Here is a 16,081-nt window from a genome sequence, read left to right as displayed (position 1 = left end):
TTAAGTGTTTTCTATTCCGGATATTTCTAGACAACATAAAATGGCGCTAGGCTTTGGTTTTCTAGCGGTGTTTTTTGCCAATCATAGCCTTAGTGCTATGGCTATTCCTTATTTTCAAATGACTCTTGGTCTTGACCCTTTTAAGTTAAGCCTAGTGATGGCGGGGCCGATAGTTTTTGCTGCATTGATTAGTCAAACCGTGGGCGAGTTTTCGGATCGCACTAACAATATTCGAGGAAGTCGACGATTTATCTTGATGTTGTCCGGAGTGCTATCGGGATTATGCTTTAGTTTGATTTGGATGGTGCCTATACACTGGGAGCCAGATGAAATTTTATATTACCTGTTGCTTCTGAATTCGTTGTTTTGTATCAGTATGACGTTTCTTACTATTAACGTTAAATCACTGGCGTTTGAATTGAGTCATGATGCGCAGCAAAGAGTCAAAGTCATGGCTTTCGGCTCTTTGTTTGAACGTTTGGGTACCCTTGCGTATTTTTGGCTTTTTCCAATAGCACAATTATCGCTATGGGGCGGCGTGTATCTGGGAATTCAATATGTGGGTTGGTTTATTGGTTTCGTTTTGATTGCTTTGTTTGCGGCGATAACTGCGTGGTTTTCAGAAATAAAATCAAAAGGATCATTGCACCATCACTCTGATAAAAACACTCAGTTGAGTTTGCCCGAATCCAACATGATGCAGCCAATTGATACTACTCAGATGGATCATAGCGTAAAACGAGCGTTATTTTTGTTGTTGGGCCTGACTTTGATTAAGTTTGGGCTCATTAGTATCTTTACGAGTTTAGACTTTTACCTATTGGTGTACTTTGTTAAAGCAGGTGATTTAGCGGCAGGGGCTGCGTGGAAAGGCATATTATCGTCTAGTTTTGCCTGTGTTACTTTAGTGATGATCCCATTATTTTCCTATTTAACCTTGAAGCTAGGTAAGCTCAAAACCTTGTATCTTATATATTGGATCACGGCGTTAGGCGCCATTTTAAAGTGGTTTATTTTCCAGCCAGGAAACGAATGGGCCGTGGTAGTCGATGCGTTGTTGGGGGCACCATCCTGGGTTGCCATATCAGTGATCATTCCGAGCATGTTTGCTGACTTATGCGCCTATGAGCGTCGCTTATCTGGCAAAAACAAAGTGGGCTATGTTATCTCGATACAAAATAAAGTCATTAATTTAGGACTAGTAGGGGCGATGATAGGTGCAGGGCTGTTGCTAAATATAGTAGGTTTCGATGCCGATTTAGCCGGGCAACAACACGCAAATACTATAACTTGGATGCGTGTTTGTTTGGCGGGTGGTCCGCTATTGCTGTGTTTTGTATCATTATTTATTGTTAAAATTTATCCATTAAGCGAACCGCATCAGACAACACTTAATGCTAAATCATCCTATGGTCAAACTTAGAGCGAAGGTAATGTATGCCCACAATTAAAGACATAGCTAAAGCCGCCGGTGTATCACCCGCCAGTGTTTCAAGAGTGATCAATAATGGACCTAAAGTAGGCGCTAAAACGCGGGAAAAAATAAAGCGGATTATCCGTGAAATGGAATATCAACCTAACGCGAATGCCCAAGCAATAAATGTGCAGAATAATGCGTCCATAGGTATTGTGTTGACTGATTTAACCGACCCTTTGTTTGCACAAATGGCCCATGGAATTGAGAAAGTGGCGGCGCAAAAAAATTTACAAATATTTCTCAATTCTGGTGCGTTTGACCGCGCTAGTGAACTTGATGCTATCAATGTGTTGCTTGAACATAGATATAAAGCACTAGTGGTGCACAGTGCCATGCTTGATGACAAAACGTTAATCGACTTTGCTCATAAGGTACCGGGTCTGGTGCTGCTAAATCGTCATATTAAAGAAATAGAAAACCGCTGCGTTTGGTTAGACGATAAACGTGGAGGTGAGTTAATGGCCGATTATATTGTTAAACAAGGGCACCAAAAAATAGCGCTGATAGGGGTCAATGGAGTTCAAAATAACACAGTGCAACGACTCGAAGGGATCAAAGCTCAATTAGACAAATATCCGGTGCATTATGAGATTGAGATGTTGGAAAGAGGAGCATCAACCTACGAGGGGGGCGAAATCGCAGTGCAAAACCTGTTAGCTCGGGGTTGTGAGTTTAGCGCGATTTTGGCCTACAACGACGCGATTGCTATTGGAGCAGTATCTATGCTTAAAGCTCATGGGCTAAACGTGCCACAAGATATTTCTGTCATGGGGTTTAACAACCTTATTTTAGCTCAATGTATGCGACCAAAATTGACCACTATCCATAATCCTATTGAAAGAATGGCCATGAAAGCCACGGAACTGGCTTTGAGTTTAAGTCAAGATAACGGTATTTCAGAGCCGAAATACAATGTTAATGAACATAAATACACACCTGAGTTGGTGGAGCGTCAGTCAGTTCTGAGGTTGGATTGATTCGAGTCGCTGTCGATACCGATACCGCATCGTTATAGTGATTTTTTCTACCCAGTGCTTTTGTTGTGTTTAATAATTGGAAACCTTGCCCAATCCACTCACTGCAATACTTAATCTCTCATAATTCCTTTACTTTTGCTATCGCTTAAGTATCTATCTAAATGTTAATTGAAAAGTAAATGTAACGTTTCCCTAACTAGGTAAACCGTAATCATTTCAGTTGATTTTAAATTATTTTTAATTAATTTGTTATTTATCAAACTCAATTAAAATCCTTTTAAAACAGTGTTTTGTCGTGAAATTTATTTATGGTTTTGTAAATCATTAGGGAAACTGTTTTCATTTTGATGTTGTGCATTTGTTAATGACATGCTAATTTAAATTCAAGCTTAGGCTGAGTAATGTTCTAAGTACGCTCGTTTTTTTCAAATTATGACTGAGGCAGGGCGAGCAAGCAGAGTAATCACGATATTACTCTTGACGCTAACGGACACATACAATAAGAATTTTCGGAGAACGAAATGAAAACTAATACACAACACACAATATTAGCTACCGCCATAGGCGTGATTCTTTGCACTGGACAACTAGGAGCGCAAGAAAGCACAGCCACAGGCGCGAGCGAGCAGGTCGAGCAAATTTCAGTAGTAGGGATCCGCTCAAGTATCACTAACTCAGTGGCTCGTAAGCAGGGAGCAAGTCAAGTCGCAGATGTTATTTCGGCCGAAGATATCGGAAAATTTCCTGACTTAAACGTAGCAGAGTCGTTACAACGTATTCCAGGTATTCAAATTTCACGTTCTCGTGGCGAAGCGTCGGGAGTGTCAATTCGTGGTCTTGATGAGGTCGCTACTTTATTAAACGGTCGCAATTATTTCGGTGGCGCATCTGAATTGAGCATCAATCGTTTTGCGAGTTTCGAAGATATTCCGGCTGAATTAGTCGGGTCTGTTGTTGTGTATAAATCGGTTTCGGCAGATATTTTAGAGGGCGGAATAGGAGGCGTTGTTGACATTGAACGTACTAACGCTCTGAGCTTAAGCGGCCCCACTTTAGTCGGTAGTTTTAAGGAACACTATGGTGATTTATCAAAAGAATGGTCGCCCCGTGGTTCATTGGTTGCGGGCAATAAATGGGATTACGGCAGCAACGGTGGAGAAATTGGGGTTATTTTTGGCGTGTCTTACCTTGAGCGGGAATATCGTGAAGATTTGGTTCGTAATTCTAGTTCGACTGCCATTGTTGGTGATTTTCCTAGCGGTGCCGCTCCAGATGGTGCAAAAACCAGTGCTTCGTTAAACTCTTCTCCTGCATGGGGGGACCGAGAGCGCACTGTGTATTCACTTGGGGTGGATATGTCACTAAACAATGATACTAAGTTTTTCTTTGATTCGGGTTATACAGAATATTCAACTGCGCAACTACGCCAAGAGTTTGTTTGGGGTTTTAGTGGCAGCAATGTGATTGACGCAGACTTTTCGAACATGGATCAAAATAACCTCTACCCAGCATCAGTTGAATTAAGTGATATGACTTTTGATGTATTAAGTATGATTGATGATCGTCATACTACAACCTATGACTTAGCATTGGGTTTTGAGACGGTATCAGGGCCTTTGAAAGTTTCTGGTGAAGTGAGTTATGTTGATACTGACAATGAAACTAATTTTCACAACACCCGAATTCGCGATAATTGGGATGCGCTACCAGTAACAGTGAATAACAGTGGTTTTCCAAGCGAACCCCCTTCTTTCGACTTAGGTAACTTTGATGTTACTGATGAAAATAATTTCAATATTGTACAGTGGCGTCATGAAAGTCGGCAATTAGCCGCAGATGAATCTGCAGCGAAAATTGATGTGGATTACATGTTTGATGACGGTATGTTCCGCTCGGTAGAAGCCGGTTTTCGTTTTGCCAGTTTGGGTACCACTAAGTATGTACAAAATAACCATATTTTTGATGCGTCAGGTGCCACTTATGGCTCTGAAGACCCATTGGATTTAGTTGAGCCTAGTGTATGGAACAACTTTATGGACAACTATGATGGTGCTAATTTCCCCAATAATTATGTGGCAGTTAATCCTACTTATTTATTATCACGTAACGATGAAATTCGCGATTATTACGGCTTTACTGGACAGGCAAGCACTGAAAATCCAAGAGATTCCTTCGATTATGTTGAAGACGTCTCTGCGCTATATGTAAAAGCGAATTTTGAAACCGAAGTGGGGGATATGTTTGTTAGCGGTGATTTCGGAGGGCGTTATGTGAAAACAGACACTACCGCGGATTACTTTTTTGATACCGGTAATGTTGATGGAACAGGTGCCCCAATTTATGAAGGCACCACTAGCGATAAAAACTACAGTGAATTTTTACCGTCTTTTAACCTAAAAGTAGAATTAAATGACGAATTCCTGTTGCGTGTAGCGGGCTCAAAAACATTCTCACGGCCTCACTTTGGTGATTTAGCGCCGTCACTGTATCTTAATTTTGAACAGGGCCGCGGTAACGGTGGTAACCCAGACTTAGACCCGTTCACTGCTACTAATGTAGATTTAACATTGGAATATTATTTTGCTAGCGGCGGTATGGCGTCATCAGCGATTTTTTACAAAGACATAGATGGTTTCTTGCAAACCTCAGAAAGTCAGGAAAATATAGGTGGTAACGACTTTGTTATTCTTCGTAAAAGTAATGGTGGCTCGGGTACAGTGCGGGGTTTAGAGCTAGCGTATCAGCAGTTCTTTGACTTTTTACCTGAACCTTTTAATGGTTTAGGTTTGCAAGCTAACTACACCTATGTGGATTCTGATGTACCTTCACCTAATCCGTTACTGCCGAATATCACATTAGAGGGCTTATCAGACAACAGTTACAACTTAGTGGGTATTTACGAAGATGACGCGTTTTCTGGACGCCTTTCATACAATTATCGCTCTGATTTCTTAGTGACAACTGAAGTGGCACAAGAAGGCTTTGGCCAACTTGACTTATCTTTGGCTTATAACCTTTCAGAGTCATTTCGCTTGACCTTGGATGCCTTAAACCTGCTACGTCGAGATCATTTTGAATACAAGGCGGGTGATAAGTTTAATCCTTATCACTGGATTACCACTGAAAAACAAGTGTTAGTGGGTGTGTCGTATACTTTCTAAGAGCGCTAACAAGTCGACTTTTCAAAATTAATTGCAGCTAACTAAACAGTTCACAATAGCTTTTTGTGGCGCTGTTTTTTAGTTGCCATTGAGCTGCAGGAATAATTCATGGTGTTTCGTTTAAAAACGTTATTTGTGTATTTAGTGACTTTGGTGTTTGTCACTGTTCATGGTGTTGCACTAAGCGCACAGAATGGCGCGCATGACACTAAAACATTGCATACAAGTGTAAATAAAAAGCCCAATGTGGTGATGATTGTTGCAGATGATCATGGCTTAGATGCGCTGGGTGCGTATGGCAACAGTGTGATAAAAACCCCCAATATTGACGCTTTGGCTAAAGACGGCGCTCGTTTTGACAACGCGTTTGCGACCGTTTCGAGTTGCAGTCCGAGTCGTTCGGTGATTTTAACAGGTCGTCAAAATCACGCTAATGGCATGTATGGCTTGCAACACAAGCAACATCACTTTAGTAGTTTTGATCAAGTGAGATCGTTACCCATTATTCTCAGTGAAAATGGTTACCGCACCGCACGTATAGGTAAATATCATTTAGGACCTGAGCAGGTGTTTAAATTTGATCAGGTGCTGTCGAAAGGGGCTGCCAATGATATGCAGTCTATAGCACGCAGTCCGGTTGAAATGGCAAACAAAAGTGTGGCGTTTATCTCTGAAAGCGAGCAACCTTTCTTTCTGTATTTTGCAAGTGATGATCCACACCGTGCCTTTCCTTTTGATACCTACCCTAATCCCAATTCATTTGGTAATCGATCTAAGGGTTATCCAGGTATCAAAGAGGTCTTTTACAAACCCGAAGAGGTCGTCGTTCCAGAATATCTGCCTGATACTCCCGCTGCTCGAAAAGAAATAGCCGAATATTACCAAGCTATCTCGCGACTCGATCAAGGGGTCGGTCAGTTAGTGAAGCAACTAAAAGCGCAAGGCAAATACCAGAATACTTTGATTTTGTATTTGTCTGACAATGGGATCGCATTTCCCGGTGCAAAAACTAATTTGTACGATGCTGGAATTCACTTACCTTTAATTGTTAAAGCCCCTGGCTCAAGCCCATCATCTGAAGCTTGCGTACAAAATTCAAAGGACTGTAAGGCTCACAAGCAAATGGTGTCCTGGGTGGATTTAACCCCCACTATTCTTGACTACGCCAAGGTGCCCATTGCCGATGAAAATATGCAAGGAAAGTCGTTTAAAGCGGTTATTGAAACAGATCAAAATCAAGGATGGGAACGGGTTTTTGCCTCACATTCGATGCACGAAGTCATGATGTATTATCCAATGCGTATGGTGCGTAATAAAGAATACAAACTGATTTGGAATATTGCACATGGCTTAAGTTATCCCTTTGCTGCTGACTTGCAATATTCGTTGATTTGGCAAGATTTGCAGCGCCGCGACGTAAAACATTATGCAAATCGCAGTATTAAGGACTTTATGCGGCGTCCTGAGTTTGAATTATTTGATATGCGCAATGACCCCCAAGAGCTTCACAACTTGGCGTATTTACCCGAATACGACAAGCTGCGACAGCAGCTTACTCAAGAGATTAAAACCTTTCAGAAAAATACCAATGATCCCTGGGTCACAAAGTGGCTATACCAGTGAGTTTATTTAGCAAATTTTCCCATGCCTTTTGGCTTGTAAAAAATAGTTAGGAGTAATATTTGATGAACTTAATTAATGCCTTTACATGGCGCTATCCATCGATGTTAGCGAGCTGTACGCTGCTACTATGTTCTGTATCTGTCCAAGCAACACCCCAGAATACCGCTCAAAAAAAACCTGAAAAACCCAATGTGATAGTGATGTACGTAGACGACTTGGGATACGGTGATATTTCACCTAATGGCGCGCAAGGTGTGAGTACACCTAATTTAGATGTCCTGGCTAAAAAAGGAGTGAATTTCACTGATGCTCACAGCACAGCTGCAACATGTACTCCGTCACGTTATTCGTTACTAACTGGTGAACATGGTTTCCGTCAAGATGCCGCTATTTTGCCGGGTGATGCGCCAGCTTTAATTCGCCCTGGCAAAGCCACCTTACCTAACATGTTGCAGAAGGCTGGTTATGTCACTGGAGTTATTGGTAAATGGCATTTAGGTTTAGGTGACGGCTCGGTTGATTGGAATCAAGATGTAAAACCAGGTCCATTGGAGATTGGTTTCGATTATAGCTTTTTATTACCTGCTACGGGAGACCGTGTTCCTACTGTGTATTTAGAAAATCATAGCGTAGTTAATCTTGAAAACGAGGATCCAATTGAAGTGAGTTACGACCACCAAGTTGGAAATCGCCCCACAGGTGTCGCTAATCCCGAATTGTTGCGGATGACCGCGGACTTACAACATAGCCAAACTATCGTTAATGGCATCAGTCGCATAGGAAGTATGAGTGGAGGGGAAAAGGCTTTATGGGTAGATGAAGAATTCCCCGATGTGTTTACTGAAAAAGCGGTCGATTTTATCACTGAAAATAAACGCAAGCCGTTCTTTTTGTTTTTTTCATTTCAGGACATTCATGTTCCACGCTTACCTAATGAGCGGTTCAAAGGAAAAAGCACTATGGGACCACGGGGTGATGCCATTGCGCAAATGGACTGGATGGTAGGCAGACTAATGAAAGAGTTGACAGCTCAAGGTCTTGAAGATAACACATTGGTTATTTTTACAAGTGACAATGGTCCGGTTCTGGATGATGGATACAATGACAAAGCTGCTGAGATGTTAGGAGATCATACTCCAGCAGGTCCATTCAAAGGTGGAAAATACAGTGCATTTGAAGGAGGAACACGTGTTCCAATGATAGTGTATTGGCCTCATAAAACTGCACATATTCGCAGCCGCGCACTTATTTCTCAGGTTGACATTTATGCGTCTTTAGCAGGTTTAGTGAAGCAAACCCTTGCCGCAGATGAGGCTATCGACAGTTTAGATATGATGGACGCCTTTTTAGGTCAAACTGAGAAGGGCAGAACCTATTTACTGGAGGAAGCCGTTGGCACAGTTGCGTTGCGCAAAAATAATTGGAAGTACATTCAGCCTATTGCTGCAGATAAAGTATTGCCAAATTGGTTGGAAAATAAGGATATTGAAATGGGTTTCGAGGATACACCGCAATTATTCGATCTAAGTGATGATATTGGTGAACAAACCAATCATGCCGAAAACTATCCTCAATTAGTCAATGAGTTAGAGATGAAAACTAAGGTTCTTTTGGAAAAAGGTTTCAGAAATGTTCAACAATAAATACCTTCTGAAAGGAAATATGTGATGGAATTTTCAACAAAGCTTGGAACGTTAGATAGCACAATATTTATTGTTTATGTGATTGGATTGTTATGTCTTGCCTTATGGATTTCTCGTAATGAGAAGAAAGAAGGAGTTAACACCGAAGATTACTTTTTGGCCAGTAAATCACTGCCTTGGTGGGCGATTGGTGCGTCGTTAATTGCCGCAAATATTTCCGCTGAGCAAATTATTGGCATGTCAGGATCAGGATACGCTATAGGGTTAGCTATTGCTTCCTATGAATGGATGGCGGCAATTACCTTAGTGTTAGTGGGCAAATATATGTTACCCATTTTCTTGGAAAACAAGATATTTACCATGCCTCAATATCTTGAGCAACGCTTTGATAACAAAGTTAAAACTACTATCGCAATTTTTTGGTTAGCGGTATATACCTTTGTTAATTTGACTGCAGTTTTGTGGTTAGGTGGCTTAGCTATTGAAACCGTAGCCGGTGTTGACTGGATGATTGGGATGATCTTCCTGGCAGTGTTTTCAGTGGCTTACTCTTTATATGGCGGCTTAAAAGCCGTGGCTTTTACTGACATATTACAAGTAGTGCTGTTAGTTTTTGGTGGCTTGCTTTTAAGTTATTTAGCCTTGGATGCGGTCGCGGATGGGCAAGGGGTATTAGCGGGTTTTATGGTGCTTACTGATAAAATGCCTGGACATTTTGACATGATTTTAAGTCCAGAAAATCAGCATTACATGAGCCTTCCCGGTATCTCAGTATTAATAGGCGGCATGTGGGTGATGAATTTTAGTTATTGGGGATTTAATCAGTATATTATTCAGCGCGCACTAGCTGCCAAGGATATCAAAGAAGCACAAAAGGGTATCGCCTTTGCTGCCTACCTTAAGTTATTAATGCCACTCATAGTAGTTGTTCCAGGTATTGCAGCGATTATTCTTTATCCATCCTTAACCACGCCAGATCAAGCTTACCCATCTATGATGGCGTTAATGCCTGTTGGCATAAAAGGATTGGTATTTGCAGCCTTAGTGGCAGCGATAGTGTCATCACTTGCGTCGATGACAAATAGCATTTCAACGATATTTACAATGGATATTTATACACGTTTTAAGCCTAACCAAAGCCAACGCCACTATGTGTTTATTGGGCGTGTTTCAGTATTGGTTTCTTTGTGTATTGCTTTGGTTGTTGCGCAACCTCTTCTCGGACAATTTGATCAAGCCTTTCAGTACATTCAAGAGTTTACCGGATTCTTTACTCCCGGTATTGTTGTGATATTTGTACTAGGCATGTTCTGGAAAAGGGCGACATCAACAGGGGCGCTTTCGGCTGCAGTTGGCTCAGCAGTATTTTCGTTGATATTGAAGTTCGCCTGGCCTGAGTTACCCTTTATGGATCGCGTCGGCTTAGTCTTTCTGTTGTGCTTATTGCTATGTTATTTTGTTTCTATTCTGGGTAAACCAATTACCACCGATAGCAGTGTTAATTTAGAGCAAGTAAATTTTAGTACAGCACAGTCGTTTAATATTTCCGCTATAGGTGTAGTGGTGATTTTAGCGGCTTTATACGCCACTTGGTGGTAACGCGAAACCGAACAAGGTCGAAAGGTGTATACCTAACCTAGGATTTACGTTACTGATTGCGCGAAGAGTCTAGTTGGTGACGTTCAAATATTTGAACAGGTAGCGAGATCGGACTAAGAGCTCTGTCCTAATATTAGGCAAAATATAAAATGGTTGAATTGGTTTGCTAAGCTAATTAGCTTAAATCAATTCAACTGTCTTTGATTTTTATTTCTACTGCTACTTATTTCCTCCAAGATCGCTTCTTTGGCAGGAGAGGTTTTAGCCTTCTTCGGTGAGTAATCAGAATAAGCGAGCAGTACGTAAACTATTTGGGTGTTATTGTATTTTAGTCGCGCAAAGTAGTGAGTTAGGTTTTTACTAATTTGCAACAAAAAGTGGATTTTTTTATACGCAAAAGATTGGGCAAGGGGCAGGGGGCGTGCGAATACAATACTTGCTTCAACACGCGTAAAACAAGTAACAAATCTGGTCATCTCTAGCAACGATTATAAAAAATAAAACCTCAATGATTTTTACCTGTTTAGTCAATCGATACTTGACATTTACCGTACTTTAACTCATGGTGATACCGGTGTCATTTTCGGGCTATATATGATTAATTCATGTGAAAAATGCATGATATATAGTGACCTATAGAGAGTTGATTTTATAAACGCTAGGTTCGTCTTTGTTGTTAGTTTTACATGCTTAGATGTGATGGAATTGTTTGCTAAAATACTTTTCTTTTAATGGCAATATGACCTGAACAAAAATGCAAACTAAATCGATATTGATATCGTAATTGACCTAATTGTGGGAATTTCATATGACCAGCTCCATCCAAAAGTTAACGCTCAATCCACTGCGATTGTTTTCTGCAAATACACAAGTAGCCAAGCTTGCTGCTGAGTTATATGAAAAAATTAAAGACTTACCCATAATTAGTCCACATGGGCATACTGACCCGAGTTGGTTTAATGAAAATAAAAACTTTCAAAACGCCACGGACTTGTTGATTCGCCCCGATCATTACGTGTTTCGAATGTTATATAGTCAAGGTATCTCGTTAGATTCTTTAGGGATCCCGCAGCATGGTGAAAAGGGCGATTTAAGCTTATACAAAAACGCAGATCCTGAAAATATTTGGCAGCTGTTTGCTGAGCATTATTACTTATTTGTAGGTACACCTTCAGGCTATTGGTTAGACCATACATTTTCCGAAGTCTTTGGTATGACCGAAAAGTTGTGTTCAGAAAATGCCCAGGCATATTACCAAGAAATAAATCGACAACTTGCTTTACCTGACTTTACCCCATTGGCGCTAATGGATAAGTTTAATATTGAGTTAATTGCTACTACAGAGGGTGCCTTAGACTCCCTGAGTCACCATTCAGCCATTGCCGATTCTAAATGGGCAAAACGTGTCATTACTTCTTTTAGGCCTGACGATGTGGTGGATGCGAGTCGCGAAGACTTTGCAGCAAACCTACAGAAACTCGCCGAGCTAACGGGCGAAAATACACGTAGTTGGCAAGGCTATTTAAATGCTATCCGTAAACGTCGTCAGTATTTTATCCAGCAGGGCCGGGCGACAGCGACAGATCATGGCCATCCAACTGCGCTAACCGCTAATTTAAGTGAAAATGCATGCCAAGCGCTATTGCTTAAGTGTTTGACCGGTCAATCTAACGAACAAGAGCAAGAGTTATTCAGAGCACAAATGTTAACTGAAATGGCTGGCATGAGTATTGAGGATGGCTTGGTGATGCAGATACATCCAGGAGCCCATCGAAATCATAATACTCATGTTTTTGATTACTACGGCCGAGACAAAGGGTGTGATATCCCTAGTCAAACCGAATATGTCAACGCCTTAAAACCACTGTTAAGCAAATACGGTAATCACCCAGACTTAAACATCATATTGTTTACTTTAGACGAAACCACTTATAGCCGGGAACTAGCGCCGCTGGCAGGACATTACCCTAGTCTTAAACTAGGTCCTGCTTGGTGGTTTCATGATAGCCCAGCAGGTATGTTACGTTTTCGTCAACAAACATCAGAAACGGCGGGCTTTTACAATACTGCTGGCTTTAACGATGATACCAGGGCATTTTTGTCAATTCCTGCACGACACGATGTTGCCAGACGAGTAGATTGCCGCTACCTCGCGGAATTAGTTGCTAATCATCAAATCACCATGAACGAGGCACATACATTGGCCTATCAACTAACTTATGGCCTAGTTAAACAGGCGTATAATTTACGCTAAATTGGCCTTAAATAAGATCCTGTAAATGGCAATTCATGTATCGCTTGTTTTCGCCCCAACGTTGGGCGAGCGCCAAGTTCATTAAAATGCGATTTCTACAAAACAAAGGTGTCAGTCTTACCATCGAAGAAGGCAAGGGGCAACGCAGATCAATTGTACAGTGTTATTTAGTGTGGGAGTCGCATAGCATTTTTGAGATGCTTGAATAGATTCACAACCTTCTTTCTAGAATAAAAAGGTAAGCATGTTTGGAGCAAAACATTACCCTTAAATTTATTCGTGACTACCTTTTTGTTTGCGACTAATTAACTTCCTAATTAAACCTTTTTCAAAGTTCAAAACTCTAACTGAATATGAACAATAGTCTTGTTTCCTATCATGTTTTTGTTCCTCATTACTTCAATGAATTTTCTGAATGAATTAACCCGATTTAAGTCATTTTTCTCGAAATTTCGCAGCCAGTACAATGGCACCGTAAATGAAAGCTCAACCTTTAACTGTTTAAGTCAAGGTATCAATTTGGGGTTGAGTGAGGATTTGATGTAGAGATAGATATTTATAACTTGGAGAAATATATGAGTGTTATTGATGCTTTAACATGGCGGTACGCGGTTCGCGAGTTTAGTAATAAAGAGATACCAGCGCAAGATATACATGAACTTGCAGATGCTACCCGCTTAACCGCTTCATCTTACGGGTTGCAACCGTACAAATTGGTTGTTGTTGAATCTAGGGAAATGCGTGAAGCGTTGCTGCCTCATGCTATGGGGCAAACCAAAGTATTAGATTCGTCTCATCTTTTTATACTTGCTAGTAACAATGAAATAGATGACCACTTTATTGAACAGTATTTTGCTATGACAGCAAGAGTCAGAGGAGTCGATCCACAAAGTGTCGCTGGCTTTAAACAACATGTTAAAGATGTCATTTTGGGAATGCCTAAAGGAGGGAGGAAGCAATGGGCTGATCAACAAGCTTTTATCGCTTTAGGAAACCTTCTTACTGTAGCCGCGCTAAAAGGCATCGATGCTTGTCCAATGGGTGGTTTTGATGCGGAAGGCTTTGATGAGGTTTTAGGGTTAAAAGACAAAGGCCTTAGAAGCTGCGTAATTTGTGCGCTCGGTTATCGCTCCGAATATGACAGTTCAGCACAAGCTAAGAAAATACGTGTGGATTTTGACAATTTCATGTTGAGAGTATAGCGAGATGTTTCCGCTGTACGCTCTTTTAGCTGGAACATTAATAGCGCTACAAGCCAGTGTTAATGCGCAACTAGGCGTACTTTTGAAAAGCTCAGTTATTGCTACATCTGTGGCCTTTTTGCTAAGCGCAGTAATCAGTTTCACAGCGATAGTAGTGACCAGTCAGTCTCTTCCACCAGTCAAAACAATGGTCAGTATTCCAGCCTATTTTTGGATGGGTGGCATAGTGAGTGCGCTAGGAGTAGGGCTTTGCTACTACCTGATACCGTTAATGGGAGTGGGAAGCATGATGTCATATGCGTTAACGGGGCAGCTTATTACGGCTATGGTTATCGCTCATTTTGGATTGTTTGGCAGTGTTGAAATGCCTTTAACCTTTTCAAAATTACTAGGGGCGCTAGCAATGATGGTTGGAATTATTTTAATTAATCGGTGAAATAAATGAATCTACTCACATCCAATATCGATAATCTAACCCGCTTGTGGCAAGTTTACGGTCATTATTCTCAAGGCGGATTACACGTTAATACCGATTGGCCTCGAAAAATTTGGTTGGCAGATCCAAGTAGCGATTTTACCATCACCGATCTGAAAACTATTGCAAAATATGATTCTAACTATACGGTGGCACTATGGCCTCAGACAAACACCGAAAAGGTTAAATCCTATTTATCGCTGGATAGGGCAAGCCAATTACATTTCATGTCGTTGATGATGTCTGGATACTCGCCTTGTACCCAAAGCTCGGCTAATTTCGCCTTGAAAAGGCTGTCATCTACAGATAGGCAACAGATAGAGACTTTTGTAGACCTTTGTAGTAGAGGTTTTGGTTACGAAATTAACCCTGAAGTCATGCGCCGTGCCGCAAGGTTTTCCGAGGTATTGCTTTATCTTCTGTACGAAAATGATATTCCCGTGGCCACAGCACTCACTTATGTCAAAAATGGCGTATGTGGAATTTATCAAGTGTCTGTTCCGCACATATACAGAGGTAAGGGGTACGCAAAGTCGATGATGGTCATGTTGCTAAATGAGATAAAACAATCGGACGTGGAAATCGCTACCTTACAGGCCTCGAAGATGGGACTTGGGCTTTATGTTAACCTTGGTTTTCGCGAAAACGGCCTGTTAGAGTTTTACGGGGCTAGACATTAACGATTAGATTTATCCTCTATAACTCAACAATTGACAGCGAGATTAGTTTTTATGCAAAAAATATCATTAGAACAATGGAGAACCTTCATTGCAGTGGTTGATTGTGGCGGTTTTGCTCAAGCTGGCGATGCCATGTATAAAACACAATCGACTGTTAGCCATAGCATTAAGAAGCTTGAAGGCACCTTAGGTGAACCTTTGTTTAATGTTGTTGGACGCAAAGCTGTATTAACTGAATTTGGGATAACATTATTAGGCTCGGCTAGGGAGTTAGTTAGCCGAGCTGATAGTCTTGAGCATGAGGCTATTTCTAACAAAAAACAACATCACTCTTCTATAAGTCTCGCAGTAGATACCTTGTTTCCTAAACAACATTTATATAGCGCTTTATCGACTTTTTCCGCAAAGTACCCTGGTATAAACGTGCAGTTACAAGAAACCGTTTTATCGAGATGTGGCGAGTTACTAGACGATGGTTCGGTGGATATTGGTATTGCCAGTGCCATTCCCAAAGGTTTTACCGCTCGGGTGGCGAGTTTGGTCGATTTAGAGGCGGTAGCTCACTTTCATTACCCATTAGCAGCGTTAGACAGTGTGACTTTTGAGCAGTTAGAGCAGTGTCGTCAAGTTGTGATCCGAGACGCAGGATTACGACACAACGTTAACTCTGGTTGGTTAGGGTCAACATCGCGTTTTACTGTAACCAATGTATCAGAAGCTATGCATGCTGTTAAAAGCCAGATTGGTTTTGCGTGGTTACCTAGTTGGATCCTTACACAACAAGATGAGGCTGCTCCCTTAGTTAAATTAAAACTAAAACATGGGCAAATTAGAACCGTATCTTTGTTGTTAGGCATCAGAGAGGATTGCGTTGATTCGTCACCACATAGTGATTTGGTATCGCTACTATTGAAGTAAACAAGTTGGTAATTTGAGCCTAGAGTAAAGTGTTGCAATGTGCTTCACATAAAGTCACCTGAGCGGTTTTTA

General features: G+C 41.2%; 11 protein-coding genes. All 11 read left to right on the top strand.

Annotated elements, in window-relative coordinates; translation table 11 throughout:
* The first annotated feature begins 4 nt into the window (after positions 1-4).
* The 11 genes from KO534_RS18375 (at position 5) to KO534_RS18325 (ending at position 16,009) form a co-directional block, all read left to right on the top strand.
* The gene (locus tag KO534_RS18375; RefSeq protein WP_215931878.1) at positions 5-1,423 is read left to right on the top strand and encodes an MFS transporter; all 1,419 of its coding nucleotides are present in this window, start codon (positions 5-7) and stop codon (positions 1,421-1,423) included.
* Positions 1,424-1,437: 14 nt separating this feature from the next.
* The gene (locus KO534_RS18370) at positions 1,438-2,454 is read left to right on the top strand and encodes a LacI family DNA-binding transcriptional regulator (protein ID WP_215931876.1); all 1,017 of its coding nucleotides are present in this window, start codon (positions 1,438-1,440) and stop codon (positions 2,452-2,454) included.
* A gap of 521 nt (positions 2,455-2,975) precedes the next feature.
* Positions 2,976-5,615 (top strand): TonB-dependent receptor, encoded by a 2,640-nt coding sequence (locus KO534_RS18365; RefSeq protein WP_215931874.1) that lies wholly within the window; start codon positions 2,976-2,978, stop codon positions 5,613-5,615.
* A 108-nt stretch (positions 5,616-5,723) separates the two neighbouring features.
* Entirely contained in the window at positions 5,724-7,238 is a 1,515-nt protein-coding gene (locus KO534_RS18360) for a sulfatase family protein (RefSeq protein ID WP_215931871.1), read from the top strand.
* A 62-nt stretch (positions 7,239-7,300) separates the two neighbouring features.
* Positions 7,301-8,881: a sulfatase family protein gene (locus KO534_RS18355; RefSeq protein ID WP_215931869.1), complete on the top strand. Its 1,581-nt coding sequence runs from the start codon at positions 7,301-7,303 to the stop codon at positions 8,879-8,881.
* A 24-nt stretch (positions 8,882-8,905) separates the two neighbouring features.
* Positions 8,906-10,480, top strand: a complete 1,575-nt coding sequence (locus KO534_RS18350) for a sodium/sugar symporter (protein WP_215931867.1) — start codon at positions 8,906-8,908, stop codon at positions 10,478-10,480.
* A gap of 808 nt (positions 10,481-11,288) precedes the next feature.
* Positions 11,289-12,734 (top strand): glucuronate isomerase, encoded by a 1,446-nt coding sequence (gene uxaC / locus KO534_RS18345; protein WP_215931865.1) that lies wholly within the window; start codon positions 11,289-11,291, stop codon positions 12,732-12,734.
* Positions 12,735-13,309: 575 nt separating this feature from the next.
* Positions 13,310-13,936 (top strand): NAD(P)H-dependent oxidoreductase, encoded by a 627-nt coding sequence (locus KO534_RS18340; protein ID WP_215931863.1) that lies wholly within the window; start codon positions 13,310-13,312, stop codon positions 13,934-13,936.
* Positions 13,937-13,940: 4 nt separating this feature from the next.
* Positions 13,941-14,372 (top strand): DMT family transporter, encoded by a 432-nt coding sequence (locus KO534_RS18335; protein ID WP_215931861.1) that lies wholly within the window; start codon positions 13,941-13,943, stop codon positions 14,370-14,372.
* A 5-nt stretch (positions 14,373-14,377) separates the two neighbouring features.
* A complete protein-coding gene (locus KO534_RS18330) occupies positions 14,378-15,091 on the top strand; it encodes a GNAT family N-acetyltransferase (protein WP_215931859.1) in 714 nt (237 codons plus the stop codon).
* A gap of 51 nt (positions 15,092-15,142) precedes the next feature.
* On the top strand, positions 15,143-16,009 hold the full coding sequence (locus KO534_RS18325; protein ID WP_215931857.1) for a LysR family transcriptional regulator: 867 nt from the start codon (positions 15,143-15,145) through the stop codon (positions 16,007-16,009).
* Positions 16,010-16,081: the final 72 nt, after the last annotated feature.

The organism is Paraglaciecola arctica (assembly GCF_018861065.1).
GTDB lineage: Bacteria > Pseudomonadota > Gammaproteobacteria > Enterobacterales > Alteromonadaceae > Paraglaciecola > Paraglaciecola arctica_B.
This window is presented reverse-complemented; position numbering and strand designations above follow the sequence as displayed.

What these genes read in the sequence shown, in the direction of transcription:
- uxaC (WP_215931865.1), top strand. Translation starts at nt 11,289, where the DNA reads ATGACCAGCTCCATCCAAAAGTTAACGCTCAATCCACTGCGATTGTTT.
- KO534_RS18355 (WP_215931869.1), top strand. Translation starts at nt 7,301, where the DNA reads ATGAACTTAATTAATGCCTTTACATGGCGCTATCCATCGATGTTAGCG.
- KO534_RS18365 (WP_215931874.1), top strand. Translation starts at nt 2,976, where the DNA reads ATGAAAACTAATACACAACACACAATATTAGCTACCGCCATAGGCGTG.
- KO534_RS18370 (WP_215931876.1), top strand. Translation starts at nt 1,438, where the DNA reads ATGCCCACAATTAAAGACATAGCTAAAGCCGCCGGTGTATCACCCGCC.
- KO534_RS18340 (WP_215931863.1), top strand. Translation starts at nt 13,310, where the DNA reads ATGAGTGTTATTGATGCTTTAACATGGCGGTACGCGGTTCGCGAGTTT.
- KO534_RS18350 (WP_215931867.1), top strand. Translation starts at nt 8,906, where the DNA reads ATGGAATTTTCAACAAAGCTTGGAACGTTAGATAGCACAATATTTATT.
- KO534_RS18330 (WP_215931859.1), top strand. Translation starts at nt 14,378, where the DNA reads ATGAATCTACTCACATCCAATATCGATAATCTAACCCGCTTGTGGCAA.
- KO534_RS18325 (WP_215931857.1), top strand. Translation starts at nt 15,143, where the DNA reads ATGCAAAAAATATCATTAGAACAATGGAGAACCTTCATTGCAGTGGTT.
- KO534_RS18335 (WP_215931861.1), top strand. Translation starts at nt 13,941, where the DNA reads ATGTTTCCGCTGTACGCTCTTTTAGCTGGAACATTAATAGCGCTACAA.
- KO534_RS18360 (WP_215931871.1), top strand. Translation starts at nt 5,724, where the DNA reads ATGGTGTTTCGTTTAAAAACGTTATTTGTGTATTTAGTGACTTTGGTG.